This window comes from Clostridioides difficile ATCC 9689 = DSM 1296 (assembly GCF_001077535.1).
GTDB lineage: Bacteria > Bacillota > Clostridia > Peptostreptococcales > Peptostreptococcaceae > Clostridioides > Clostridioides difficile.
The window spans coordinates 2,536,591-2,562,204 of record NZ_CP011968.1 but is presented as its reverse complement, the minus strand read 5'-3'; the positions used below and the strand labels follow the sequence as shown (position 1 = coordinate 2,562,204).

At 29.4% G+C, this 25,614-nt stretch carries 22 protein-coding genes and 1 riboswitch; of the genes, 21 read left to right on the top strand and 1 reads right to left on the bottom strand.

The genetic code is table 11. The features are described 5' to 3' along the window. Positions 1-79 precede the first annotated feature (79 nt). The 5 genes from CDIF1296T_RS12345 to CDIF1296T_RS12325 all read left to right on the top strand — a co-directional run bounded on the left by CDIF1296T_RS12345 (position 80) and on the right by CDIF1296T_RS12325 (position 5,303). A complete protein-coding gene (locus CDIF1296T_RS12345) occupies positions 80-355 on the top strand; it encodes a hypothetical protein (protein WP_003430736.1) in 276 nt (91 codons plus the stop codon). Between the two features lie 23 nt (positions 356-378). Further along, on the top strand, positions 379-1,686 hold the full coding sequence (locus CDIF1296T_RS12340; protein ID WP_004454645.1) for an acetyl-CoA hydrolase/transferase family protein: 1,308 nt from the start codon (positions 379-381) through the stop codon (positions 1,684-1,686). 19 nt (positions 1,687-1,705) lie between these two features. After that, positions 1,706-2,824 (top strand): 4-hydroxybutyrate dehydrogenase, encoded by a 1,119-nt coding sequence (locus CDIF1296T_RS12335; protein WP_009890535.1) that lies wholly within the window; start codon positions 1,706-1,708, stop codon positions 2,822-2,824. A 286-nt stretch (positions 2,825-3,110) separates the two neighbouring features. Continuing rightward, positions 3,111-4,031: a 5-bromo-4-chloroindolyl phosphate hydrolysis family protein gene (locus tag CDIF1296T_RS12330; RefSeq protein WP_009897531.1), complete on the top strand. Its 921-nt coding sequence runs from the start codon at positions 3,111-3,113 to the stop codon at positions 4,029-4,031. Between the two features lie 114 nt (positions 4,032-4,145). Further along, positions 4,146-5,303, top strand: a complete 1,158-nt coding sequence (locus CDIF1296T_RS12325; RefSeq protein ID WP_004454642.1) for a toxic anion resistance protein — start codon at positions 4,146-4,148, stop codon at positions 5,301-5,303. A gap of 84 nt (positions 5,304-5,387) precedes the next feature. Here CDIF1296T_RS12325 and CDIF1296T_RS12320 read toward each other — a convergent pair whose 3' ends face one another. Beyond that, complete coding sequence (locus tag CDIF1296T_RS12320) at positions 5,388-6,887, bottom strand: IMP dehydrogenase (RefSeq protein ID WP_003423106.1); 1,500 nt, start codon at positions 6,885-6,887, stop codon at positions 5,388-5,390. Between the two features lie 595 nt (positions 6,888-7,482). On the opposite strand from CDIF1296T_RS12320, the gene CDIF1296T_RS12315 reads away from it, so the two are divergent. The 16 genes from CDIF1296T_RS12315 to CDIF1296T_RS12240 all read left to right on the top strand — a co-directional run bounded on the left by CDIF1296T_RS12315 (position 7,483) and on the right by CDIF1296T_RS12240 (position 25,506). Then, positions 7,483-8,907 carry a PTS mannitol transporter subunit IIBC gene (locus tag CDIF1296T_RS12315; protein ID WP_009897528.1) on the top strand — a complete coding sequence of 475 codons (1,425 nt, stop codon included), beginning with the start codon at positions 7,483-7,485 and terminating at the stop codon, positions 8,905-8,907. A 25-nt stretch (positions 8,908-8,932) separates the two neighbouring features. Next, positions 8,933-11,071 (top strand): BglG family transcription antiterminator, encoded by a 2,139-nt coding sequence (locus CDIF1296T_RS12310; protein ID WP_225722725.1) that lies wholly within the window; start codon positions 8,933-8,935, stop codon positions 11,069-11,071. 29 nt (positions 11,072-11,100) lie between these two features. Beyond that, positions 11,101-11,523: a PTS mannitol transporter subunit IIA gene (locus CDIF1296T_RS12305; protein WP_004454636.1), complete on the top strand. Its 423-nt coding sequence runs from the start codon at positions 11,101-11,103 to the stop codon at positions 11,521-11,523. An 18-nt stretch (positions 11,524-11,541) separates the two neighbouring features. Next, entirely contained in the window at positions 11,542-12,693 is a 1,152-nt protein-coding gene (locus CDIF1296T_RS12300; protein ID WP_009897524.1) for a mannitol-1-phosphate 5-dehydrogenase, read from the top strand. 105 nt (positions 12,694-12,798) lie between these two features. Continuing rightward, positions 12,799-12,900, top strand: a riboswitch (purine riboswitch). A gap of 182 nt (positions 12,901-13,082) precedes the next feature. Then, positions 13,083-13,655: a xanthine phosphoribosyltransferase gene (locus CDIF1296T_RS12295; RefSeq protein WP_004454633.1), complete on the top strand. Its 573-nt coding sequence runs from the start codon at positions 13,083-13,085 to the stop codon at positions 13,653-13,655. A 63-nt stretch (positions 13,656-13,718) separates the two neighbouring features. After that, complete coding sequence (gene fsa, locus CDIF1296T_RS12290) at positions 13,719-14,369, top strand: fructose-6-phosphate aldolase (RefSeq protein ID WP_003423115.1); 651 nt, start codon at positions 13,719-13,721, stop codon at positions 14,367-14,369. Positions 14,370-14,520: 151 nt separating this feature from the next. Then, a complete protein-coding gene (locus tag CDIF1296T_RS12285) occupies positions 14,521-17,445 on the top strand; it encodes a sigma 54-interacting transcriptional regulator (RefSeq protein ID WP_009897518.1) in 2,925 nt (974 codons plus the stop codon). A 577-nt stretch (positions 17,446-18,022) separates the two neighbouring features. Beyond that, positions 18,023-18,481, top strand: coding sequence for a PTS sugar transporter subunit IIA (locus tag CDIF1296T_RS12280; protein WP_009897512.1), 459 nt, complete (start codon positions 18,023-18,025; stop codon positions 18,479-18,481). A 60-nt stretch (positions 18,482-18,541) separates the two neighbouring features. Further along, positions 18,542-18,817 (top strand): PTS sugar transporter subunit IIB, encoded by a 276-nt coding sequence (locus CDIF1296T_RS12275; protein WP_003430711.1) that lies wholly within the window; start codon positions 18,542-18,544, stop codon positions 18,815-18,817. Between the two features lie 58 nt (positions 18,818-18,875). Beyond that, positions 18,876-20,150: a PTS galactitol transporter subunit IIC gene (locus CDIF1296T_RS12270; protein ID WP_003430710.1), complete on the top strand. Its 1,275-nt coding sequence runs from the start codon at positions 18,876-18,878 to the stop codon at positions 20,148-20,150. A gap of 129 nt (positions 20,151-20,279) precedes the next feature. Then, on the top strand, positions 20,280-21,332 hold the full coding sequence (locus CDIF1296T_RS12265) for a galactitol-1-phosphate 5-dehydrogenase (RefSeq protein ID WP_009897505.1): 1,053 nt from the start codon (positions 20,280-20,282) through the stop codon (positions 21,330-21,332). Beyond that, the gene (locus CDIF1296T_RS12260; RefSeq protein WP_009897503.1) at positions 21,332-22,363 is read left to right on the top strand and encodes a zinc-binding dehydrogenase; all 1,032 of its coding nucleotides are present in this window, start codon (positions 21,332-21,334) and stop codon (positions 22,361-22,363) included. Before CDIF1296T_RS12265 ends, CDIF1296T_RS12260 begins: the two co-directional genes overlap by 1 nt. 91 nt (positions 22,364-22,454) lie before the next feature. Next, complete coding sequence (locus CDIF1296T_RS12255; RefSeq protein ID WP_003430704.1) at positions 22,455-23,267, top strand: transketolase; 813 nt, start codon at positions 22,455-22,457, stop codon at positions 23,265-23,267. A 2-nt stretch (positions 23,268-23,269) separates the two neighbouring features. Beyond that, a complete protein-coding gene (locus CDIF1296T_RS12250; RefSeq protein ID WP_003430702.1) occupies positions 23,270-24,190 on the top strand; it encodes a transketolase family protein in 921 nt (306 codons plus the stop codon). Between the two features lie 174 nt (positions 24,191-24,364). Beyond that, a complete protein-coding gene (gene rpiB / locus CDIF1296T_RS12245) occupies positions 24,365-24,811 on the top strand; it encodes a ribose 5-phosphate isomerase B (protein WP_003430700.1) in 447 nt (148 codons plus the stop codon). Positions 24,812-24,840: 29 nt separating this feature from the next. Beyond that, entirely contained in the window at positions 24,841-25,506 is a 666-nt protein-coding gene (locus CDIF1296T_RS12240; RefSeq protein ID WP_003430699.1) for a ribulose-phosphate 3-epimerase, read from the top strand. Positions 25,507-25,614: the final 108 nt, after the last annotated feature.

Sequence of the window (25,614 nt, the reverse complement as noted above, 5' to 3'; positions counted from 1 at the left end):
TATGTAGTATAAGAGATAGTTATAAAATTATGGTGGTTTTTAGCTAAGTAAAGAAATTTTTAATAAGGAGAATTTACACATGACCTGTGGAGTTAGATTTTGTGGGGGCTGTAACCCTAGATACGAAAGAGGGAAGGCTCTTACAATAATCAAAGAGCACTTCAATGGTAGGGTAGATTTTAGTATAGCACAAGAGAACGTCGAGTATGATTTGTTACTTATAATTGGAGGATGCGCAACTCTATGCGCATCCTATCAACAATATAAAGTGAAAAATGAATGTGTTAAGATGTGGGATTTTAGCCATATAGAAAGAGTTATAAATGTGATTGAATCAGCAATTTGTGAAACTTAAAAAAGCTAAATGGGGGGATTTCATTGAGTTGGCAAGAATTGTATCAAAGTAAATTATGTAGTGCTACAGAAGCTGTAAAACAGATTAAAAACGGTGATACTGTAGTATTTGCACATTGTGTAGGTGAACCTCCTGCACTAGTAGAAGCTATGATTGAAAATGCTGAACAATATAAAGATGTTGAGATTAAACATATGGTAAGCTTGGGTAGTGGTGGATATACTGCTAAGGGAATGGAAGCTCATTTTAGAGTAAATCCAATGTTTGTAAGTGGAAATGTAAGAAAGGCAATTGAAAATGGAGATGGTGATTTTACACCTGCATTCTTCCATGAAGTACCAAAGTTGCTTAGAGAAAAAAGATTAAAATGTGATGTTGTTTTAGCACAGGTAACTCCACCAGATGAACATGGGTATTGTAGCTTAGGAACATCAGTTGATTATACTTATGAAGCCATTAAAACTGCTAGAACAGTAATTGTTCAAGTGAATGACCAGTTTCCTAGAACCTATGGTGAGGTAGTCCATGTATCAGAGTTTGACTATATAGTGGAAAAATCACAACCTTTATTTGAACTACAACCTGCAAAGATTGGAGAAGTAGAAGAAGCAATTGGTAAAAATTGTGCTTCATTAATTGAAGATGGCTCTACTTTACAGCTAGGGATTGGTGGGATACCAGATGCAGTTATGTTATTTTTAACTGATAAAAAGGATTTAGGGATTCATTCAGAAATGATTTCAGATGGGACTTTGGCCCTTTATGAAAAAGGTGTTATAAATGGTAAATATAAAAATTTTGATAAAGAAAAAATGACAGTTACCTTCTTAATGGGTACTAAAAAATTATATGACTTTGCAAATAATAACCCTGCAGTAGAGGTAAAACCAGTAGACTATGTGAATCATCCAGCAATTATAATGAAACAACATAAGATGGTTTCTATAAATTCTGCTATACAAGTTGATTTAATGGGACAGGTAGTTGCAGAGGCTATGGGACTTAGACAATTTAGTGGTGTTGGAGGTCAAGTTGACTTTATACGTGGAGTGTCTATGGGTGAAGATGGAAAGGCAATTATAGCTATGCCTTCAATAACTACAAAAAAAGATGGTACAGTAATTTCAAAAATCGTATCTATTGTGGATGAAGGTGCACCTATAACGACATCAAGAAATGATGTTGACTATATTGTAACAGAATACGGTATAGCAGAATTAAAAGGAAAATCTCTTAGAGAAAGAGCAAGAAATTTAATAAATATAGCTCATCCAAGTGTAAGAGAAAGTCTAGCAGTAGAATTTGAAAAGAGATTTAAGGAGAAATATTAATAATAGAGGGGTGTTAATAATGGAAGCACTTAGAGTAGTTCCAAAGATATTTTACTTTGATACATTTAAAGAATTTAATGAAGAATTTAAAATAGGAAAAAATGATTTAGTAATTACTAATGAGTTTATATATGAGCCATATATGAAACCTCTTGGAATAGATACAAATTTAATTTTTCAAGAAAAGTTTGGAACAGGTGAACCATCTGATGAAATGATAGACTCCATGACAAAGGAAATGAAGAAATACAATTTTGATAGAATTATTGCATTTGGAGGAGGAACAATAGTTGATATATGTAAGATATTAGCACTTGATGTTCCAGAAAAGTCTATTGATTTATTTGAAGGAGAAGTATCACCTAAAAAAGTAAAAGAGTTAGTAGTAGTTCCTACAACATGTGGTACAGGTAGTGAAGTAACAAATGTAGCTATTGCAGAGTTAAAATCTAAACATACTAAAAAGGGGCTTGCAGTAGAAGAAACATATGCAGACTATGCAGTGTTAATTCCAGAGACAGTAAAAGGGTTACCTTACAAATTCTTTGTTACAAGTTCGGTAGATGCTCTTATACATGCTATTGAGTCTTATCTTTCTCCAAAAGCAAGTCCATTTACAGAGATGTATTCTCTACAAGCAATAAAAATGATTATGGATGGGTATAAGAAGATAGTTGATAAAGGAGAAGAAGAGAGATTTAATCATCTTAGAGACTTTGTACTTGCATCAAATTATGCAGGAATTGCTTTTGGAAATGCTGGTTGTGCAGCAGTTCATGCACTATCTTATTCAATAGGTGGAGCTTTCCATGTTGCACATGGTGAAGCAAATTATCAGTTCTTTACTGAAGTATTTAAGATGTATTCTAGAAAAAAACCTAATGGAAAAATTATAAAATGTACAAAAATTTTAGCAGATGCCCTTGAATGTGACCCTAACTGTGATGTTTATGGAGAATTAGAAAAGTTTTTAAATAAATTAATAGCTAAAAAAGCTTTGAGAGAATATGGAATGGTTGAAAGTCAGATAGATGAATTTACAGATAGTACAATAGCAAATCAACAACGACTACTTGCTAATAATTATGTAGAACTTAGTAGAGAGGAAATAAGAGAGATATTTGCAAATCTTTATTAATACAATTTTTTATTTATATGTATAGTCAACATAAACAATGCTAATTATATTTATGTACAAATAAAAATAAGGGAACTTAAATTTTAATTAAAGTTAAGTTCTCTTATTTTTATATGGAGTTAAATATAAGTATATTTTTAATTTAAAATATGCTTATATTTAAGTCTATTACTTTATTTGAAACAATTTGTAGAATTTCAAATTCCTTGACAGTAATAAGTAAGTAATTGTATAATCAAACTGCAATATATTAATAATATTAGTGAAAATGAAAGGATTATAAAATATGTATAAATCAGAAAATTTTTCAAAAAAATCTGTATTAATAAATTCATTTTTAAGTAAATTTTTAAAAATAATTGGATGGGGTTTGGTAAGCTTATTTACATTATCAGCCTTAGTACTTTCAACTATTTCCATTATAATTGGATGGGCTGTAATACTTCCTATTCAAGTATGTGCAGTATTTTTACTTATAGGAGGAGTTTGTATTTTTAAAGGTAAGAGATTAGGAGACCAAATTTCTCGTTATAAAAAATATTGTACAATTATAAACAATAGAAATATTATTCCAGTAGAACTTATTGCAGAAAACACATCTAAATCATTAAATTTTATAATAAAAGATGTACAAAAGATGATAGACAAAAACTACTTTATAAATACTTATATTGATAAAAGAAATAATCAGATTGTGTTAACAAATGAAGATTTTATTCCACCAAGATATGAAGATGTAGCATATGAAGTCAAAGAAGAAGAAAAGACTGATGAATCCAATGAAGTTGATACAATTATAAATAAAGGAATGAATTATCTAACACAAATAAAAGAAGCTAATAAAAATATTAAATCAGAATCAATGGGCAATAAAATTGTACAAGTAGAAGATGTTACAAGTAAAATATTTGATGTTGTAAAACATGACCCATCAAAACTTACTCAAATACAAAAATTTATGGATTATTATCTTCCAACCACTTTAAAACTATTAAATTCATATCATACATTGGAAGAACAAGGAATTGATAGAGAAAATATAACAACAACTATGGAAAGTATTGAAAATACAATGAATACGATTGTAGTAGCTTTTGAAAATCAATTGGACTATCTGTTTGAAGATGAAGCCATTGATATTTCTACAGATATTACTGTTTTAGAGAATATGTTAGTCCAAGAAGGATTAACGAGTGGTAAATTTTAACTTCAATAGAAAAAATATTCTGTTATTTTTAAACAATTAATTAGTCATAAAGTATAAAATGTGTATTATATAAGTTAATCAGTACTTTATGAAGGAAGAGGAGAGAAAGATACAATGAATAATTTAGATGATATACCAGTTATGCCAACTTTGACACTTGACCCATTTGGAGAAGAATCAAACACTAATGATATAGATAATTCTGACTTATTAATGAAAAAGGATGAAAAAGACCCAGAAGAAGAAAAACTGTCTGAATCTGAACGCAAGATGGTAAAGGAATTTGCGGAAAAAATAGATATTACAAATACAAATATGATTTTGCAATATGGAGCTGGTGCTCAAAAAAAGGTAGCAAGTTTTTCTGAAACAGCTTTAAAGAGTGTAAAAACAAGAGATTTAGGAGAAGTTGGAGATATGCTTACAAATCTAGTTACTGATTTAAAAGCATTTTCAGCAGATGAAAAAGAACAAAGTGGTTTTTTAGGAATTTTTAAAAAGGCAAATAATAAAATTTCAAATTTAAAAACTAAGTATGATAGTGCAGAGGTAAATGTGGATAAAGTAAGCAAAGAGCTTCAAAAGCATCAGGTTAAAATATTGAAAGATATAGCAATGCTTGATAAGATGTATGAATTGAACTTAGCTTACTCAAAAGAGCTTACTATGTATATTATAGCAGGAAAACAAAAATTAAAGGATATGAAAGAATATGAGATGCCAAAGTTGAGAGAAAAAGCTCGTTTATCTGGTTCAACAGAAGATGCTCAATCTGTAAATGATATGGTTTCACTTTGTGACAGATTTGAAAAGAAAATTCATGACTTAGAATTAACTAGAATGGTATCGCTTCAAATGGCTCCTCAGATAAGATTGGTTCAAAATAGTAATAATCTGATGGCAGAAAAGATTCAATCAACTATAGTAAATACCATTCCATTATGGAAAAATCAAATAGTGCTTGCTCTTGGAATTTCTCACTTAAATCAAGCTATGAAAGCACAGCGTGAAGTTAGTAATATGACAAATGAGCTTTTATTAAAGAATGCAGAAACTTTGAAGATGGGAACAATAGAAACAGCAAAAGAATCAGAAAGAGGAATTGTAGATATAGACACAATTAAGAAAACGAATCAATCTCTAATATCTACTATTGATGAGGTAGTTAAAATACAACATGATGGTAGAATAAAGAGACAAGAAGCAGAAGTTGAATTATCAAAAATAGAAAATGAACTTAAAAGTAAGCTTCTTGAATTTACAGTTAAATAAAAATTATACTAATATAAAAAGAGACTGTCTCAAAATAGAGATAAGTCTCTTTTTCATTGTTTAAATGATTAAAGTATATTTATATTATAAATTTCTATTATCTTTTAACATAACATCATGAGCTCCACCTTCAACTATACTAGTAGAAGATACAAGTGTAAGTTTAGCATTTTTTTGAAGTTCAGGAATGCTAAGTGCTCCACAGTTACACATAGTAGAACGAACTTTACTTAAAGAAAGAGTTACATTGTCTTTCAAAGAACCAGCATAAGGCACATAAGAGTCAACACCTTCTTCAAAAGAAAGTTTCTTATCTCCACCAAGGTCATATCTTTGCCAGTTTCTAGCACGAGCAGAACCTTCTCCCCAATACTCTTTCATATAACTACCATTTATATTAACTTTGTTAGTTGGACTCTCATCAAAACGAGAGAAGTATCTACCAAGCATTATAAAATCTGCACCCATAGCTAAAGCTAAAGTTATATGATGGTCATAAACGATACCACCATCAGAGCAAATTGGAATATAAATACCTGTTTTTTCAAAGTATTCGTCTCTAGCTTGAGCAACTTCAATTATAGAAGTAGCTTGTCCACGTCCTATACCTTTTTGTTCACGAGTTATACATATAGAACCACCACCAATACCAACTTTAACGAAGTCAGCACCAGCTTCAGCTAGGTAAAGGAATCCTTCGCGGTCAACTACATTTCCAGCTCCTACCTTAACTGTATCACCATATTTTTCACGAATGAAATCAAGTGTTATTTTTTGCCACTCAGAAAAACCTTCTGAAGAATCTATACATAAAACATCAGCACCAGCTTCAACTAAAGCAGGAACACGTTCAGCAAAGTCTCTAGTATTAATACCAGCTCCAACTACATATCTCTTAGAAGAATCTAAAAGTTCAAGTGGATTTTCTTTATGAGAAGAGTAATCTTTACGGAATACCATATACATAAGATTACCATTATCATCAAGTACAGGAAGAGAATTAAGTTTGTGGTCCCATATAATGTTGTTTGCTTCCTTTAAAGTAACATCTTTGTTAGCATAAACTATAGATGACATAGGAGTCATAAATTCACTAACTTTAGTATCTAAATCCATACGACTTATACGATAATCACGACTTGCAACAATACCCAATAATTTACCAGTTGAAGTTCCATCTTCAGTAACAGCTACTGTAGAATGTCCAGTTTTTTCTTTTAAGTCAAGTATGTCTTTTAATGTGTTATCAGGTTTAATATTTGAATCACTTACAACAAAACCAGCTTTGTGGGATTTAACACGTGCTACCATAGCAGCTTCATTTTCAATAGTTTGAGAACCGTATATAAATGAAATACCACCTTCTTTAGCAAGTGCAATAGCCATTTTGTCATCAGAAACAGATTGCATAATAGCAGAAGTCAAAGGTATATTCATATAAATATCTGCTTCCTCGCCCTTTTTAAATTTAGTAACAGGTGTTTTTAAACTTACATTAGCAGGTATACAATCAGTAGAAGAGAAACCTGGTACAAGAAGGTATTCACTGAAAGTATGTGATGGTGTATCAAAATAAAACGCCATTTTTTAATCACTCCTTATATTTTTATACTTTTTATAATTGATAGTATTAATTATAACTTATTCTTTAATTTTATTAAAGTATTTTGTCAAATATTGAGATTTTTGAAAAATTTAAACTATTTTAATTAAATTTGTTTAATATATATTGCCTTATAGGGTAAAGTTGTATATTAAATAATGTTTAGTGTTTAATAGTAGCTAATTTAAAATTAATCTTTAGTGATTCATATAATTACATTTGTATAGTTTATATTGATAATATTACTAGAGAGTGTATAAACCTCAAAAATACAGATAAATTAAATCTATATTAGTATATCCAAAAGTACATTTAATAAATTTATTTAACTGAATTATTATTTTCATTTCTATTAAATTTAAATATTTTATAAAAATAGTATTATTTACAAAATCATATACTCCAAAATACTACATAAATAAAATTAAACAAAAACTAAAATGACAAATGTCATTATCTAAAGTGACATAGAAACGGTTTCTTAAAGTTGTTACTATAAAATATAAACTCTATAATAAAAGTATAACAAAAGGGAATCATATCGATATAGAATATAATTCAAGAGGAGGTAAAATTATGAGTAGTTCTAATCAATCGACAATAAAGACATCTATACAGCGAGTAGGGAAATTTTTAAGTGGTATGGTAATGCCAAATATAGGAGCTTTTATAGCATGGGGTCTTATAACAGCATTATTTATACCAACAGGATGGATGCCTAATGAAAAATTGAGTACTATAGGTGACCCAATGATAAAATACCTTTTACCACTATTGATAGCTTATACTGGTGGTAAAGCAATAGCAGGACAAAGAGGTGGCGTAATAGGTGCAGCAGCAGCTATGGGAGTAATTGTTGGTGCAGATATACCAATGTTTATCGGAGCAATGATAATGGGACCATTTGCAGGATGGGTAATTAAGAAGTTTGATAAATTTGTAGATGGAAAGATACCAACAGGATTTGAAATGTTAGTAAATAACTTTTCAATAGGTATAATAGGTATGCTTCTTGCAATACTAGGATTTTATGCAATTGGACCAGCAATAGTAGCAGGGACAGCTCTTATAGAATCTGGAGTTCAATTTATAGTTAGCAAAAGTTTATTGCCTCTAGTTTCAGTATTTATAGAACCTGGAAAAGTATTATTCTTAAACAATGCAATAAATCATGGTATATTAGGGCCTATAGGTATAGCTGAGGCAAAAGAAGCAGGTAAATCTATAATGTTCTTACTAGAAAGTAACCCTGGACCAGGTTTAGGAGTTCTATTAGCATATTGGATGTTTAGTAGAGGAAGTGTAAAACAATCAGCACCAGGAGCTGTAATAATACATTTCTTTGGTGGTATCCATGAAATTTACTTCCCATATATTTTAATGAATCCAGTTTTAATATTGGCTACAATGGCAGGTGGAGCAGCAGGAATATTGACTTTTTCAATATTAGGAGCTGGGCTTGTAGCAGCACCATCACCAGGAAGTATATTTGCACTTATGGCACTAGCTCCAAAGGGAGGATTACTTCCAGTATTAGCAGGAGTTGCAGTGGCAACAGTTGTATCATTCTTAGTGGCAGCACCATTTGTTAAGAGAGCTTCAGCAAATCAAAGTGAAGAAGACAGTACTTCTTTAGAAGAAGCTAAAGCAAAAATGAGTGATATGAAATCTGCAAGTAAGAACTCTGAGAAAAATATTGACGAAAAACAGCTTGAAGTAAATGAGATTAAGAAGATTGTATTTGCATGTGATGCAGGAATGGGTTCGAGTGCAATGGGAGCTTCCAGATTTAAAAATAGAATAAAAAACTTAGACTTAAATATAGAAATTACAAATTCATCTGTTGATAATCTTCCAGATGATACACAAATAGTAGTAACTCACAATACATTAGTTGAAAGAGTTGCTAAGAATAATTCAAGTGTTGAGATAGTTTCAATAAACAATTTTTTAAATGACCCAAATTTAGATACATTGTTTAAAAGATTAGAATCTAAATAAAAATAAAAAGTACCACTAATTAGGAGTGGATAATTTGAAAAAAAAGAAGATTACATCTAGGCAAAAAAAGATAATACTAATGATAGTAGAAAATTCAAAGAAAAACATTCCAATAACTATTTCTGAGATTGCAGGGACTTTAGAGTTAAGTTCAAGAACTGTACTTAGAGATATGTCTGGAATTGAAAAATGGTTTGATGAAAATGATTTTAACTTTGTAAAAAAACCAGGAGTGGGATTGATTTTAGAGGAAAATATAGAAAATCAAAACTTTATAATTGAGTTGTTAGAAGAAGAAAAAATAGAAAAAGAATACAGCAAGGAAGAAAGAAATTTAATTATATTATCAAAGCTACTAGTTTCTAACGAGCCAGTAAAATCCTATTATTTTGCAAAAATATTAAAGGTATCTGAAGGGGTACTGAATAATGATTTTGCCTTAGCAAGTAAATGGTTGGAAAGATTTGATATTGAGCTTGTTAGAAAACCAGGGCTTGGTGTCTATTTAAAAGGTCAAGAAAAAAGCTTTAGAGAGGCATATGTAAATCTTATATACGATTCATTCAATGAAAAAGAAATACTAGATATGGTCAGAAATATAAGTGAAAATATACAAACAGATAAAGCAATAGAAATTTTAAGTGAAAATAGACTTTTAAATTTAATGGACAGGTGCATAATAAGAAAAGTTGAAGCTACATTAACAAAGAAGCTTTCAGATTTAGATGTAAATTTAGCTGATAGTGCATATATAGGGCTTGTAGTTCATATTTCATTAGCCTTACAGAGGATAAAAAATGGTGAAAATATAACTATGGATAAAGAGTTTCTAAAAGAATTATCTATAACAGAAGAGTTTAAATTAGCTAAAGAAATCGTAAAAGGTATGGAAACAGATTTTAACATGGATATACCAGTAGATGAGGTTGGATATATAACCATGCATATAAGAGGTGCAAAGCAAAGGTCATCTTCAAACCATAAGGCTTTAAACTTAGATGATATAGAAATAATGGAAATTACAAATAAGATGATAGATTTGGCGGAAGATGAATTTAAAATAAGTTTAAAAAATGACGAGAGGTTATTTAAAGACCTAGCAAATCACTTAGGGCCTTCTATAAATAGATTGAATATGGGATTAGAAATAAGAAATCCTCTTTTAGATGAAATAAAAAGCAAGTATTCATATGCCTATGATGGAGTTGAAAAGATTTCTAGAATTATAAAAGATAAACTAAATATAAATTCAATACCTGAATCAGAAATAGGATATATTGCAATGCACTTTGCATCAGCCATAGAAAAAAATCTTATGATGAATACTAATATAAATATTGTTGTGGCATGTCCCACTGGAATAGGTACTTCAAGATTCTTATCAACTAAGATTGAAAATAAATTTCCTAATTTAAATATACTTGAAACCATATCAGCTATAAACATAGATGAAGAGTATTTAAAGGAAAAAGATGTTGATTTAATAGTGTCTACAGTTGAGTTAAATACAAGTTTAAATTATATATGTGTAGGTCCATTTATGAGTTTAGATGATGAACAGATAATCAAGGAAAAAATAAAATCTATAGCTCAAAATAAATTAATCAATTTAAATGCGAAAAATGATACTAAGAGTAAGAATAAAGTATATGAACAGATAACAGAAAGTATGAATATAGGAAAAGATATTCTTCAATTTTTAGAGGAAATTAGATTTGAAAAATTTGAAAGTAAAGATTTAAGTGAGCTTATTGAAGACTCATCAAGAATATTTGCAAAATCTAGTGAAGATATAATCTCTATAAAAGAATCGTTAAAAGAAAGATTAAAAATCTCAATTCCATATATAGAAGAATCAAAAATTCTATTGTTACATTGTATGAGTGAAAGAATAGATATTATGAAGTTATCAATAATAAAACTAGAGAATAGAATCGTGCTAGATTCAAATGAAGAAATCGACAATGTAGTTTTTATGTTACTTCCTAAAAATTCACCAAGTTATCAAAGACAAATAATGAGTGAAATAAGTGGTTCATTAATAGACAATATAATTTTTACTAATAAGATAAATAAATTCTCTATAGAAGAGATGGCATTAGAGGTAAAAGATATAGTTTTTAATTTTTATACAAACAGATTAAAAGCATTTATAGATAAATAAAATTAATATTAAAAAGGAAGGTTGATACTATGAGTAAAGTATTGAATGAGAATAATATATTTTTAGGGTTAGATAGTGTTTCAAAGGAAGAAGCTATAACTTTAGCAGGAAGAAAATTAGTTGAAAATGGATATGTAAAAGAAGAATATATACCAGCAATGTTAGAAAGAGAAAAAGTAATGACTACATATATGGGAATGGGAGTTGCTATTCCACATGGTGTAAATGAAGCAAAAAAAGAAATATTATCTTCTGGAATAGTTATATTACAATTCCCTAATGGTATAGATTTTGATGGAGAAAAAGCATATTTATTAATAGGAATAGCTGGTGTTGGAGATGAACATTTAGAAATACTATCTAATATAGCAGTAGTTTTAGATGATGACTTAACAGAAAGACTAAAAAATTCAAATGACAAACAAGCTTTTATGGAAGCTTTTGCCAACTAATCTTAGGAGGGATTTAAAATGAAAAAGGCAATTCAGTTTGGAGCAGGAAATATTGGAAGAGGTTTTATTGGAGGCTTGTTAGTTAAGTCGGGTTATCATGTAGTATTTGCTGATGTAAATGAGGATATATTAAACTCAATAAACAAAGATAAAAAGTATACTATACACATAAGAGATGTAGAATGTATAGATGAAGTAATTGATAATATAAGTGCGGTTTCATCTATAAAAGAAGAAATAATAGATGAGATTGTACAGGCTGAAATAATAACTACAGCAGTTGGACCTTTAGTTTTGACTAAAATAGCCTCTACAATTGCAAAAGGTATAAAGGCTAGAAAAGAAAAGGGATTAACAAGTAATCTAAATATAATAGCATGTGAAAATGCAATATACGCAAGTTCTTCTTTAAAAGAAGAGGTACTTAAGTATTTAAATAAGGAAGAAGTAGAATATTTAGAGATGTATGTTGGTTTTCCAAACTGTTCAGTTGATAGAATAGTTCCTCCTGGTAAAAACGAAAATCCTCTTGATGTAACAGTTGAAAATTTTTATGAGTGGAATGTTGAAAAACAAGGATTTAAAGGGGAAATACCAACTATAGTTGGAATGAATTTAGCTGATAATCTTATGGCTTATATAGAACGTAAATTGTTTACACTGAATACAGGTCATGCTATAACAGCTTATATAGGATATTTAAAAGGATATAAGACTATAGAAGAGAGTATAAAAGATAAATTTATCTGTGATATAGTCAAAAGTGCAATGGTAGAAAGTGGAGAAGGATTGATTAAAAAATACAATTTTGACTCAGAAGTGCACTATAAATATATTGATAAAATTTTAAATAGATTTAAAAATCCATATCTTAATGATGATGTATTAAGAGTCGGAAGGGAACCATTAAGAAAACTAAGTGATAAAGATAGATTGATTAAACCTTTAATGACAGCAAAATCATATGGATTATCAGTTGATAATTTGATTCTTGGAATAGGTGCAGCGCTTCATTATAATAATAGTGAAGATACTCAAAGTGTAGAATTACAAGAGTTGATAAAGTCTATTGGGGTAAAAAAAGCCGTTGCTAAAATAGCTAATATAAGCAATGACGAAGAACTTTTAAATAATATCGAAAAAAGTTATATATTTATGAAAAATTTATAAATTTACTTGAAAAAAAGTAGTTCTGATAAAGTAACTATAATATATTATTCTACACAGTTTGAATTATTTGTTGAATAATAGAGAATTATAATATATAATTAAAAGGAATAAATTAATATATTTACCTGTATATGTTTGATAATATGGTTCAAATGTTTCTACTAAGCTACCATTAATAGCTTGACTACAGGAGTGAAGAAGATATAGTTTATACTTATTTTAAATTATATATTAAGTTAATTACTTTGAATTTTAAGCTCCTGTCTATGATATAGACAGGAGCTTTTTTAGTATTTTAATATAAAATACTTACAAGAATAGATAGCAAAATTAGAACAAATATAATTTTTTTATTAATATAATTTTAGAAAGGGCTAGGTGGAAGTTCAATGAAGGCTTTACAAGAAAAGATATTGAGAGAAGGCAGTGTTTCAGGAAATGATATACTAAAAGTTGATAGTTTTTTAAACCATCAAATTGATGTAGCTTTTTTAAATGAAATAGGAAGAGAATTTAAAGAGAGATTTAAAGGAGAAAAGGTGGATAAGATATTTACAATAGAGGCTTCAGGAATAGCTATAGCATCAATTGTTTCACAGTATTTTGATAATGCACCTGTAGTATTTGCAAAAAAATCAGAATCTAAAAATTTGGATAAAGATGTATATGAAACTAATGTATATTCATTTACTAAGGCAAGAGAGTATTCAGTTAAAGTTTCTAAAAAGTACATAAACAAAGGCGAAAATATATTGATAGTGGATGATTTTTTGGCAAATGGAAGAGCTGCTCTTGGACTTAAAGATTTAATTGAGCAAGCAGAAGCTAACTTAGTTGGAGTAGGAATTGTCATTGAAAAAGGATTTCAAGCTGGAGGAGCACTTTTAAAGGCTAATGATGTAAGATTAGAGTCTTTGGCAGTAGTTGAATCTATAGATAATGGAACTGTAAAATTTAGGTAATTTATGATATTATATACTTGTGTTTAGCACATATTTTAACTATGTAATTATGGAGGATTTTTTATGAGATTTTTTATAGACACAGCCAATATTGAAGAAATAAAAGAAGCAAATGATTTAGGTGTAATATGTGGTGTAACTACTAATCCGTCTCTAATAGCTAAAGAAGGTAGAGATTTTATAGAGGTAGTTAAAGAAATAAGTGAAATAGTAGATGGACCAATAAGTGCAGAAGTAATAAGTTTAGAACATAAAGGTATGATAGAGGAAGCAGAAAAATTATCTAAGATACATAAAAATATAGTTATAAAGATACCTATGACAGCAGAAGGTCTAAAAGCGGTGAAAGTACTATCAAGTAAAGGTATAAAGACTAATGTAACGCTTATATTCTCTGCTGGACAAGCTCTTTTAGCTGCTAGAGCTGGAGCTACATATGTAAGTCCTTTTGTTGGTAGATTGGATGATATATCACAAAATGGTCTTGATTTAATTGAAGAAATCGTTGATATATTTAGTGTAAATAGTATTGAGGCTCAAATAATAGTTGCTAGTGTTAGAAATCCAATACATGTTTTACAAGCTGCTAGAATGGGAGCAGATATAGCAACAGTTCCTCTTAAAGTTATAAACCAAATGATTAAGCATCCTTTGACAGACAAAGGAATAGATAGCTTTATGAAGGATTGGGAAGGTGCTTCTTTAAAATTATAATTATAAACTACGCTTTATAATTATATTAAAGAGGTTATTATGGAAATTCTAAGTAATAAGGCTAGGCTATTTTGCCTAGTCTTATTTTGGTGTATAATATATTGAAACATATTATTGAAATAGATTAATTTTTTAAGTGAGGAGGCGAAAAATGGATAAAATATTAAGAGAGATACAAAGAGAAGATAAAAAAAATCCATATACTGACCAAGAACTTGCTGAAATGTTAAATGTAGCTAGGTCTGAAGTGATATCAGTTAGGAAAAAAAATAATATTTTAGATTCGAGAGAAAGAAGAAAAAAAATATTAATAAAAGATATATCAAAAATTGTAAGTGAAAATCCTCAAATGTCTGAAAGAAAAATAACTGAAATATTAATAGAAAATGGATATAATATATCGAGAAGTGCAGTTTCAAAATTATTAAAAGAGGAAAATTTAAATCAGTCAAAGATTGGGATTAAGGATAAAGACCCAGCATCATCAGGAAAGTATGTGAAGGTGAGTAAAGTTGTAGAAGAAGATGGATTTGAAGAATTGATAGGTATAAAGGGAAGTTTGAAAGAAAAGGTAAATCTAGCTAAGTCAGCAATAATGTATCCTCCTAATGGCCTTCATACTATAATATATGGAGAAACAGGAGTAGGTAAAAGTGAATTAGCTACATGTATGTATAAATATGCTATAAAAAACAACATTAAAGAAGAGAACAGCCCATTTATAGTGTTTAACTGTGCAGACTATGCAGAAAATCCTAATCTATTGATAGCTCAACTCTTTGGGGTAGTAAAAGGTGCATATACAGGAGCAGATGCAAATAGAGAAGGTCTTGTAGAACAAGCTAATAATGGAATATTGTTTTTAGATGAAATTCATAGATTGCCTGCTGCTGGGCAAGAAATCTTATTTTCATTAATAGATAGAGGAGAATTTAGAAGGTTAGGAGAAAGTAGTTCTAATAGAAAGGCAAATGTTCTCATAATAAGTGCTACAACAGAAAATCCAGATTCTAATTTACTTCAAACATTTAGAAGACGTATACCAATGGTAATAAATTTACCTAATATGAGTGAAAGACCAAAATCTGAAAGATATGAAATAATAATAAAGTTTTTTGAAAGAGAAGCAAAGCGAGTAAACAAGAATTTTATAATAACTAAAGAAGTTATGTGTGCACTTATGAATTATAAGTGTACTGGAAATATAGGTCAGTTAAAGAGTGATATACAAGTAACTTGTGCTAGAGCTTTTAGTAAATCGATATTTTCTAGCGATAAGGTAATTATAGATTTAGATAGTTTAAGGGATTATATAAAAAGTGGATATTATGATTGTAATTGTAAAAATGAAAAGTATTCTGAGTTTTCAGTTGAGGATATATATATAGATATTAGTGAATTGGTGAGTGGAAAAAATAGAATTTTATCTGATAATGAGATAAGCGAGATATATAATTATGCAGAAAAAGAGCTTAAGGTTTTGGAAAGTAAGTGCTTTTCAGAAGAAGAGTTAAAAAATGCATTTATAGAAAAGTTAGATAAGAAGTTTAATGCTATTAAAAACAATAAAAATTTATCTGATAGAAGAAGTCGAATAGACTGGGGAGGACAATTAAAAGAGTCTACACTGGAGATAATGGATAAGGTAATTGTATTTATTAAGGAGCAGTTTAAGCATGTAAATCAAGGTCTGTACTTGGCTCTAGCAATTCATATTGAGCATGCTATAGGTAGGATAAAAGATGGAAAAACTATAATAAATCCGAGTTTAGATAAAATAAAAGCATCAATGCCAATGGAATATGAGTTGTCAAGATATATAATGGGTATAGTAGAAGATTTGACACAAGTAACATTTCCAGAAGATGAGCTTGGATATTTGGCTTATTATATAAATAAATTTTGTTATAATGAGGAAAGTATAAAAGATAAAGTTAAAGTAGTAATAGTTACGCATGGTAAAGTTGGAATTGAAATGTCTAAAGTTGTAAATCATATTTTAGGTATAGAATGTACACTAGGTATAGAAATAGCACTTACAGATTCACCATCAGAGGGGATAGAGCATGTATTAGAAGAACTTCAAAAGATAGAAGCTAGAAAAGGTATTCTAGTTCTAATTGATATGGGTTCTTTGGTAATTCTTGGTGATGAGGTTGAAAAAAGGCTTGGAATTAGATGTAAAACTGTAAATAGAGTAGATACATTATTGGCAATGGAAGCAGGAAAACTTGCAACCATTGAAGGGAAAAGTTTAGATGGTATAATAGCTGATTTAAAGAAAAATAAGAATTATGCTATGATAAATACAAATAAATTTAGTTACAGAAAAAACGAGTATGGAAAGAAAAATGTAATCATTACTTTATGTTTGAGTGGTGTAGGTACAGCTTTAAATTTAAAAGAGCATATAGAAAAACAAATTAAGGAATATGACACTTTAATTGAAGTAAAGCCAGTTGCTTTTTTAAATAATAATTTAGAAGAAGAGTTAAATGATATTGAATCTGAATATAATATTATTGCTATCTGTGGAACTATTGATATAGATTATAAAAACGTGCCTTTTATTTCTTATAATGAGGTACTTGGTAAAAATGGTATTAATAAAGTATTAGAGCATTTAAATAGTAAACAACCAGCTTTAAATATTGAAAACCAGTTGAATAATTTAATACATGAAGATTTGATTTTATACAATTTTGAAGGAATTTCAAAGGAGTATATAATTGATACTCTTGTTTCAAAACTTGAAGAAGGTGGATATGTTGACTCAAAGTATATATTAAGTGTATATAAAAGAGAAGCAATGGGAAGTGTTGTAATGGCCTCTAAGGTAGCCGTGCCACATGGACTTCCAGAAAACGTTATAAAGCCTGCAATAGCAATCGCGAGGTTGAATAAACCTATAGTATGGGACAATAAATTTATGGTGGATTTGGTGGTACTACTGGCACTTAAAGAAAATAATAAGAAAGAAATACGAAGCTTATTTTCAAAGATTAATGACCAGCATACTTTAGAAGTTTTATTAAATACTGAAGATAAAAATGAAATAAAAGAACTTTTAAGCTAATTATTAGTACCGAGAAGAAAGACAAAAAAATTTGCTTTAGTATAAAATTTAAAACTACTCAATTGTTAAGTAGTTAATTACTCTATATAAGGCTAGTTCTATGAAATTTATTTATATGATTTTATAGAATTAGCTTTTTTCTTGGTAAATAAAATATATGAATTTATTTATGTAAAAAGTAAATTTTATTGGACAATTCTATGAGAATTTTTCCTATATTTCTTATAAAATATAGAATATATAAAAATAAATTAAATTCATAATAAATAATTTTATAAAATAGTTGTTAAACATAAAAAACCATTTGTAAAAAACAAAAAAATCATTTCTCTAACAAAAAAAACCACAAAAAATATAAAAAAGTATGGCTAGTTAAGTGATTAACAAGTAAAAATTAAAATAAAAATCAAAAAAAATTTATCAATGAAAGTCAGCTAAAATCCTGGAAGAGAGCATTATTTTTGGGAAAACATTTTCTTTTGTTTCACAAAAAAAGCCACTTTTTGGCACACAACATGCTTTATATAAAGTCAAGAAAAACTAAGGTATAAGACAAAGGCAATTAGGAGGTGTAAATATGGAGTTTATAAATTTTGTAAGTGATAAAGTTATAGACCTTAAAATGGATTGTAAAACGAAAGAAGATTTCTTTGAAGAAATACATAATAAAGTTTTTGATTTAGGCTTTGTAAAAGAAGAATTTGGAGAAAAAATATTAGCAAGAGAAAATGTATTTCCAACAGGTTTAAATTTAGGAGATTATGGAGTAGCAATACCACATACAGATGCAGAATATATTAAAGAGCAATTTATATCAGTCTGTACTTTTAATGAACCAGTAGTGTTTAGTTCTATGGAAGACCAAGATGAAAAAGTACCTGTAAATTTGGCTTTCGTATTAGGACTTAATCAACCACACAGTCAATTATCTGTATTAACAGAATTAATGGGAATTATGCAAAATAAAGAGTTAGTTGATAAGTTGATGAGTTCTACTGATAAAGAAGAAGTTTTAAAGACACTAAAGTCTTTATAAAAATAAAAAAGTACTAAAAATAAAAAATATAAAAATAAAAATTATTAGGAGGAAATAAAAATGAAAAAAATATTAGTAGCATGTGGAGCAGGAATAGCAACATCAACAGTAGTTTGTGACAAGGTAGAGAGATTAGTTAAGGAAAATAATATACAAGCAGAAGTTATACAATGCAAAATAGCTGAATGTGCAACAAAGCAAGAAGGAGCAGATTTAATAGTATCAACAACTATACTACCAACAACTTATAATATACCAGCAATAAAAGCAACAGCATATATAACTGGAGTAAATACAGCAGCATTAGATAAAAAAATATTAGATGCTTTAAAATAATCCTATCATAGATACATTGAAATAATATTTTATAAAACAGAAAAAGGAGGATTTATAAATGGATAAATTATTAGCAGTAGTACAATACATTTTAAATATGGGACCGACAGTAATACTACCAATAACAATTGTAGTACTAGGAATGATATTTAGAATTAAGTTTACAAAAGCTTTAAAGTCAGGTCTTACAATTGGTATAGGATTTGTGGGTATAAACTTAGTTGTAAACCTATTAACATCAACACTAGGGCCAGCGGCTCAAGGAATGGTTGAAAGATTCGGACTTAATTTAACAGTAATAGATGTTGGTTGGCCAACAACAGCATCAGCAACATGGGCTTCACCAGTTGCACCAATATTAATACCAGTTTGTTTATTAGTAAACTTACTATTATTATACTTCAATAAAACAAAGATATTAAACGTTGATATATGGAATTATTGGCACTTTATAGTAGCAGGTGCAGTTGGATATATAGTAACAGGAAGTTATGTTTGGGCTATATTCTGTGCAATACTAATGGAGTTATTAGTACTGTTTATTGCAGAAAAGACAGCAAAAAATGTTCAGGAGTTTTATGATTTAGAAGGTATAGCATTACCAACTGGTTCAACAGCTTCATTTGCTCCACTTGGATATTTAGTAGGTAAATTTGTTGAAAAAATACCAGGAATAAATAAAATACAAGCAGACCCAGACTCTATACAAAAAAGATTTGGTATATTTGGAGAACCAATGATGATGGGGATTATACTAGGTATAATACTTGGAGCACTTGCGGGATATGATGTAGCAGGAATATTCAATGTAGGTATATCAATGGGTGCAGTAATGTTACTTATGCCTAGAATGGTTAGAATATTAATGGAAGGTTTAATTCCAATTTCAGAATCAATAAGAGATTTCTTACAAGCAAAATATGGAGACAGAGAACTTTATATAGGTCTGGATGCAGCAGTAGCAACTGGACATCCAGCAGTTATATCAACAGCTCTTATACTTGTTCCTATAACTTTGTTCTTAGCAGTTATACTACCAGGAAACAAAGTTTTACCATTTGGAGACTTAGCGACAATACCATTTTATATGGCATTTATAGTGTGTTTTAGAAAAGGTAATATAGTTCAATCAGTTATAACAGGAACAATAGTAATAGCTATATCACTTTATATGGCTACAAACTTTGCAGATGTTCATACACAATTATTACAACAAGCAAATATGATGCCAGAAGGAACAACAATGGTTACAAGTATAGATACAGGTGGAAACTTGCTAAAATGGGGAATATTGAAATTATCTCAATTAGTTTCTTCATTTGGAATATTCTAGTATGTAGTTAATAGAGATTACTCTTTTTTAGTAAAGTATGCGAAAATTTAACATTTAGCAGCTACTAAAAAAGAGTAATATTTTTTATAAATTTTTAAAAATACAAAATACAAGAGGAGGAGATTTATCGTGAAAGCAGCAGTATTACATGGCACAAATGATATGAGATTTGAAGATATAGAAATAAAACCATGTGAAAGTGATGAAGTAAAAATAAAAGTTATGGCAGCAGGAATATGTGGGTCAGATCCTCCAAGAGTATTAAAACATTGGAAATATCCAGTTCCAGCTATACCAGGACATGAGTTTTCTGGAGTAATTGCTGAAGTTGGTAAGGATGTAAAAAATGTAAAAGTTGGAGATAGAGTAGTTGCAATTCCTTTTATACCTTGTAATGAATGTGAATATTGTAAAAGAGGATTATTTTCATTGTGTGATAACCATGGAATGTTAGGAGCTAAAAGTTTTGGAGCTTTTGCAGAGTATGTAAATATAAAAGCTACAAATGTACTTCCAATAGGAGATATGAACTTTGAAGATGCTGCAATGATAGAGCCACTAGCAGTTGCTATGCATGGAGTACTTAATATAGGTGTTCAAGTTGGAGACACTGTAGCTGTAATGGGTAGTGGAACAATGGGGCAGTTGGTAATACAAGGACTTAAAATAGCAGGGGCAGGAACAATTATAGCAGTTGATATATCTGATAATAAATTAAGAGAATCAAAGGAATTAGGGGCTGATATAATAATTAATGCTAAAGATATTAACCCAGTAGAAAAAATAAAAGAACTTACTGGTGGAAAAGGTGTTGACATAGCTCTTGAATGTGCAGGTTCAAAAATAACTCAAGAACAATGTTTACTTATAACTAAAAAGAAAAGTAAGATAGGATTTTTAGGGATAGCATATTCAGATATAACTTTATCAGAAGAAGCATTTGAAAATATATTTAGAAAAGAACTAGAATTAAAAGGTTTTTGGAACTCTTATTCTGCACCATTTCCAGGACAAGAATGGACTAAGGGAATCAATCTAGTTAATGAAGGAAAGATAAAATTAAAAGAAATGGTATCTCATAGATTCTCACTTGAAGATACTTACAAAGCATTTGAAATGATAAGAGATAGAAAAGAAGAATTTAACAAAATATTAATTTTACCACAAGGGGTTGAAAAATAATGAAAGCAGTAGTTAAAACTAAACCAGGCTATGATAATGTAGAAGTTTTAGAAGTAGAAGAACCAAAAGCTACAGGAGACAAGGTTAAAATAAAAGTAGAATATAGTGGTATATGTGGTTCAGATATACATTCATTTAAAGGTGAATATGCAAATATAAAAGCCCCAGTAACATTAGGTCATGAATTTTCTGGAATTGTTGTAGAAGTAGGAGAAGATGTTAAAAATATAAAAGTAGGAGATAGAGTTACATCAGAGACTACTTTTGCAACTTGTGAGAAATGTATATATTGTGAAACTAAAGATTATAACTTATGCCCAACTAGAAAAGGTATTGGTACTCAAGTAAATGGAAGTTTTGCTGAGTATGTATTATCAAGAGAAGAAAGCATACATGTACTTCCTGAAAATGTATCTTTATTATCAGCAGCCCTTACAGAGCCACTAGCTTGTTGTGTTCATGCAGCTCTTGAAAAGACTACTATAGAAAGTTCTGATACAGTTTTAATAATAGGACCAGGACCAATTGGTTTATTATTAGCTCAAGTTGTTAAATCTCAAGGTGCTACAGTTATAATGTCTGGTGTTACAAAAGATAAGGAAAGATTAGAAATAGCTAAAAATCTTGGAGTAGATAGAACTGTAAATGTAATGAAAGAAAGTTTGGCAGATGTAGTGAATGAAATGACTGATGGAAATGGAGTAAACAAAGGATTTGATTGTTCTGGGTTTATGCCAGCAGTTAACGAAGCCTTAAGACTGCTTAGAAAAAAAGGTACTTTCGTACAAGTTGGAATCTTTGCTAAAAAATTAAATGAAATGGACCAAGAAGCAATAATCCAAAGAGAGTTACAATATATAGGAAGCAGGTCTCAAAAGCCAAGTTCTTGGATTACAGCATTAGATTTAATGGCAAATGGGAAAGTAAATACAGAAGCTTTAGTTACTAGAACTGTTGGTTTAGACGAATTTAAAGAAGGTATTACAGCTTTAATGAACGGGGAAGAAATAAAAGTAGCAGTAAAATCTTAAAAAAACATTTGTATTATTTTAAAAAAAATTGTAAAATCTACTGTAGGATAAAAAAATGTAAGGTCTTAAAAAATAACAGGAGGAAGAAAGTATGAGCACTCTTAGAGATCATTCTAATAATATTAGAAAAAACATAATAAAAATGGTTGCAGAAGCTAAAAGCGGACATCCAGGTGGTTCATTATCAATAGCTGATATGTTGACAGTATTATATTTTGATAAGATGAACGTATGTGCAGAAAATCCAAAAATGGCTGATAGAGATAGATTTGTTCTATCAAAAGGTCATGCAGCACCAGCTTTATATGCTACATTAGCAGAAAAAGGATTTTTCCCAGAAGAAGAATTAATAACACTAAGAAAATTTGGTTCTAAGTTACAAGGTCATCCAGACATGAAAAAAGTAGCAGGAATCGATATGTCTACTGGTTCTCTTGGTCAAGGGCTATCTGCAGCAAATGGTATGGCACTTGCAGGAAAATTAGATAACAAAGACTATACAGTATATACTATATTAGGTGATGGAGAAATCCAAGAAGGTCAAATATGGGAAGCTGCAATGACAGCATCACATTACAAATTAGATAATTTAATTGCATTTGTTGACTTAAATGGATTACAAATAGATGGTTCTAATGAAGAAGTAATGAATGTAAATCCAGTAGATGACAAATTCAAATCTTTTGGATGGAATGTAATAGTAATAAATGGACATTCTTTTGAAGAAATAGGAAATGCAGTTGATGAAGCTAAAAAAGTTACAGGAAAACCAACTGTAATAATAGCTAAAACAGTAAAAGGTAAAGGTGTTTCATTTATGGAAAATAATGCTGCATGGCATGGAACAGCTCCAAATGCAGAACAAGCAGAGCAAGCATTGAAAGATTTAGAAGGAGGTCTATAGGAATGGGAATAGCAACTAGAGAAGCTTACGGACAAGTGTTAAAAGAACTTGCAGAAAATAAAGATATAGTAGTATTAGATGCAGATTTAGGAAAAGCTACAAAAAGTATATCATTTAAAGAAGTTGCCCCAGATAGATTTTTTGACATGGGGATAGCAGAAGGTGACATGATTGGTACAGCAGCAGGTCTTGCTACTTGTGGAAAAATACCTTTTGCGAGTACTTTTGCAATATTTGCAGCAGGAAGAGGCTATGAGCAAATAAGAAACTCTGTAGCATATCCAAATTTAAATGTAAAAATAGCAGCTACTCATGCAGGTGTAACAGTAGGTGAAGATGGTGGTAGCCATCAAGCTATAGAGGATATATCTCTAATGAGAGGTATACCAAATATGGTTGTATTAAATCCAGCAGATGCTTTAGAAGCAAGACAAGCTATTCTTGCATCTATTGATTATAATGGACCTGTTTATATAAGATTAGGTAGAGCTGCAACTCCTGATGTAAACAGTGAAAATTATAAATTTGAAATAGGAAAAGGAACTGTTTTAAGAGAAGGTTCTGACATAACAGTAATAGCTACAGGAATAATGGTAGCAAAAGCCTTAGAAGCAGCAGAAGAACTTGCTAAAGAAGGTATAAATGTAGAAGTTGTTAATATATCTACAATAAAACCATTAGATGAAGCATTAATAAAAGAAACTGCTAAGAAAACTGGAAAAGTAGTTACAGCAGAGGAGCACAGTATAATAGGTGGTTTAGGTTCAGCTGTATGTGAAGCTTTAGCAGAAACTAAAGATGTAGTAGTTAGAAGAATTGGTGTTAAAGATGTATTTGGTCAATCAGGTACACCAGCTGATTTATTAAAACACTATGGTTTAACTACAGAAGATATAGTAAAAAATATAAAAGAGTTATTATAGATATAAATATATCTAAATAACAAATTGATTTGACATAAGTCAATTAAAGCTGTCTTAAAAATAGAAAGAAATTTCTACAATGGGACAGCTTTATTTTTACAATACTTTATTTTTATGATAATTATAAAATAGTCTGAAAGTAATCAAAAAAATTATAAAAAGAGGTGCTATTTAATGAAAATATCTATTGGATGTGACCATGGTGGTTATGAATTAAAGGAATATATAAAGGAAAATTTAATAAATAAAGGTATAGAAGTTGAAGATGTGGGTACAAATTCAAAAGAAAGTGTAGATTTTCCAATATATGCAAAAAAGGTAAGTCAAAATGTTCAAAGTAAAAAATCTGATTTAGGCATACTTTGTTGTGGAACAGGAATAGGTATGTCTATTGCAGCAAATAAGTTTAAAGGAATCAGAGCAGCTGTTGTTTCTGACTGTTTTTCAGCTAAGGCAACTAGAGAACACAATAATACAAATGTACTTTGTTTAGGAGAAAGAGTTATTGGGAAAGGATTAGCAATGAGAATTGTTGAAGAATGGTTAAATTCAAGTTATAATGGAGAAAGACATGCAAGAAGATTACAAATGATTGATGATATAGAAAAAGAAAATTTATAAATATATAATTTATAACAAGGGGGAGCGTTATGTCTATTATTTGTGCTTCAATAATGTGTGCAGACCAAATGAAGTTAAAAGAGGAATTAGAAGCTCTTGAAGAAGCAGGTGTAAAATTACTTCATTGTGATGTTATGGATGGAATATTTGTTAAAAACTTGGCTATGGGACCAGAGTTATTAAAATCAATAAGTGAAAATACAACAATACCTTTAGACATACACTTAGCCACAGAAACTCCAGATAAATATATTGATATGATGTCTTATATAAAGCCAAAATATATTTCTTTTCATGTAGAATCAAGTACAAATGTAAAAGCTGATATACAAAAGTTAAGAAATTATGGTATAGGGCCAGTGTTAGCAATAAGCCCTCAAACAAGTGTGGATAAAATAGAAGAATATATAAGTTTAGTTGAGGGTATCTTAGTAATGACAGTAAATCCAGGGTTTGCAGGTCAAAAGTTTAATCTTTCTGTATTGGATAAGTTGGATAAACTTACAGAGATACTAAAAGATTATGATAATCCTCCATTTATAGAGGTTGATGGAAATATAAATAAGGATACTATTAAACTTATGAATGGTAAAAAAGTAGATATATATGTTGTTGGTACTTCAGCTTTATTTAATGATAAGCCTCCAATTTCATATAAAGATAAAATAGAAGAACTAAAAGAAAGTATAAAGTAACCATGTAATAAAATTATAATATGTTTCTGTTTAATAGTAAAAATTTAGGTGGAAACAAGAAATTTTATAATATTTAATAAAAATTTTGGTTGAGTAAGGAGAATTTTT

Excerpts from the sequence above, each read along its gene's own strand:
- CDIF1296T_RS12325 (WP_004454642.1), top strand. The coding sequence starts at position 4,146 with ATGAATAATTTAGATGATATACCAGTTATGCCAACTTTGACACTTGAC.
- CDIF1296T_RS12240 (WP_003430699.1), top strand. The coding sequence starts at position 24,841 with ATGTCTATTATTTGTGCTTCAATAATGTGTGCAGACCAAATGAAGTTA.
- CDIF1296T_RS12320 (WP_003423106.1), bottom strand. The coding sequence starts at position 6,887 with ATGGCGTTTTATTTTGATACACCATCACATACTTTCAGTGAATACCTT.
- CDIF1296T_RS12330 (WP_009897531.1), top strand. The coding sequence starts at position 3,111 with ATGTATAAATCAGAAAATTTTTCAAAAAAATCTGTATTAATAAATTCA.
- CDIF1296T_RS12285 (WP_009897518.1), top strand. The coding sequence starts at position 14,521 with ATGGATAAAATATTAAGAGAGATACAAAGAGAAGATAAAAAAAATCCA.
- CDIF1296T_RS12255 (WP_003430704.1), top strand. The coding sequence starts at position 22,455 with ATGAGCACTCTTAGAGATCATTCTAATAATATTAGAAAAAACATAATA.
- CDIF1296T_RS12270 (WP_003430710.1), top strand. The coding sequence starts at position 18,876 with ATGGATAAATTATTAGCAGTAGTACAATACATTTTAAATATGGGACCG.
- CDIF1296T_RS12260 (WP_009897503.1), top strand. The coding sequence starts at position 21,332 with ATGAAAGCAGTAGTTAAAACTAAACCAGGCTATGATAATGTAGAAGTT.
- CDIF1296T_RS12305 (WP_004454636.1), top strand. The coding sequence starts at position 11,101 with ATGAGTAAAGTATTGAATGAGAATAATATATTTTTAGGGTTAGATAGT.
- fsa (WP_003423115.1), top strand. The coding sequence starts at position 13,719 with ATGAGATTTTTTATAGACACAGCCAATATTGAAGAAATAAAAGAAGCA.
- CDIF1296T_RS12300 (WP_009897524.1), top strand. The coding sequence starts at position 11,542 with ATGAAAAAGGCAATTCAGTTTGGAGCAGGAAATATTGGAAGAGGTTTT.
- CDIF1296T_RS12275 (WP_003430711.1), top strand. The coding sequence starts at position 18,542 with ATGAAAAAAATATTAGTAGCATGTGGAGCAGGAATAGCAACATCAACA.
- CDIF1296T_RS12250 (WP_003430702.1), top strand. The coding sequence starts at position 23,270 with ATGGGAATAGCAACTAGAGAAGCTTACGGACAAGTGTTAAAAGAACTT.
- rpiB (WP_003430700.1), top strand. The coding sequence starts at position 24,365 with ATGAAAATATCTATTGGATGTGACCATGGTGGTTATGAATTAAAGGAA.
- CDIF1296T_RS12345 (WP_003430736.1), top strand. The coding sequence starts at position 80 with ATGACCTGTGGAGTTAGATTTTGTGGGGGCTGTAACCCTAGATACGAA.
- CDIF1296T_RS12295 (WP_004454633.1), top strand. The coding sequence starts at position 13,083 with ATGAAGGCTTTACAAGAAAAGATATTGAGAGAAGGCAGTGTTTCAGGA.
- CDIF1296T_RS12280 (WP_009897512.1), top strand. The coding sequence starts at position 18,023 with ATGGAGTTTATAAATTTTGTAAGTGATAAAGTTATAGACCTTAAAATG.
- CDIF1296T_RS12315 (WP_009897528.1), top strand. The coding sequence starts at position 7,483 with ATGAGTAGTTCTAATCAATCGACAATAAAGACATCTATACAGCGAGTA.
- CDIF1296T_RS12335 (WP_009890535.1), top strand. The coding sequence starts at position 1,706 with ATGGAAGCACTTAGAGTAGTTCCAAAGATATTTTACTTTGATACATTT.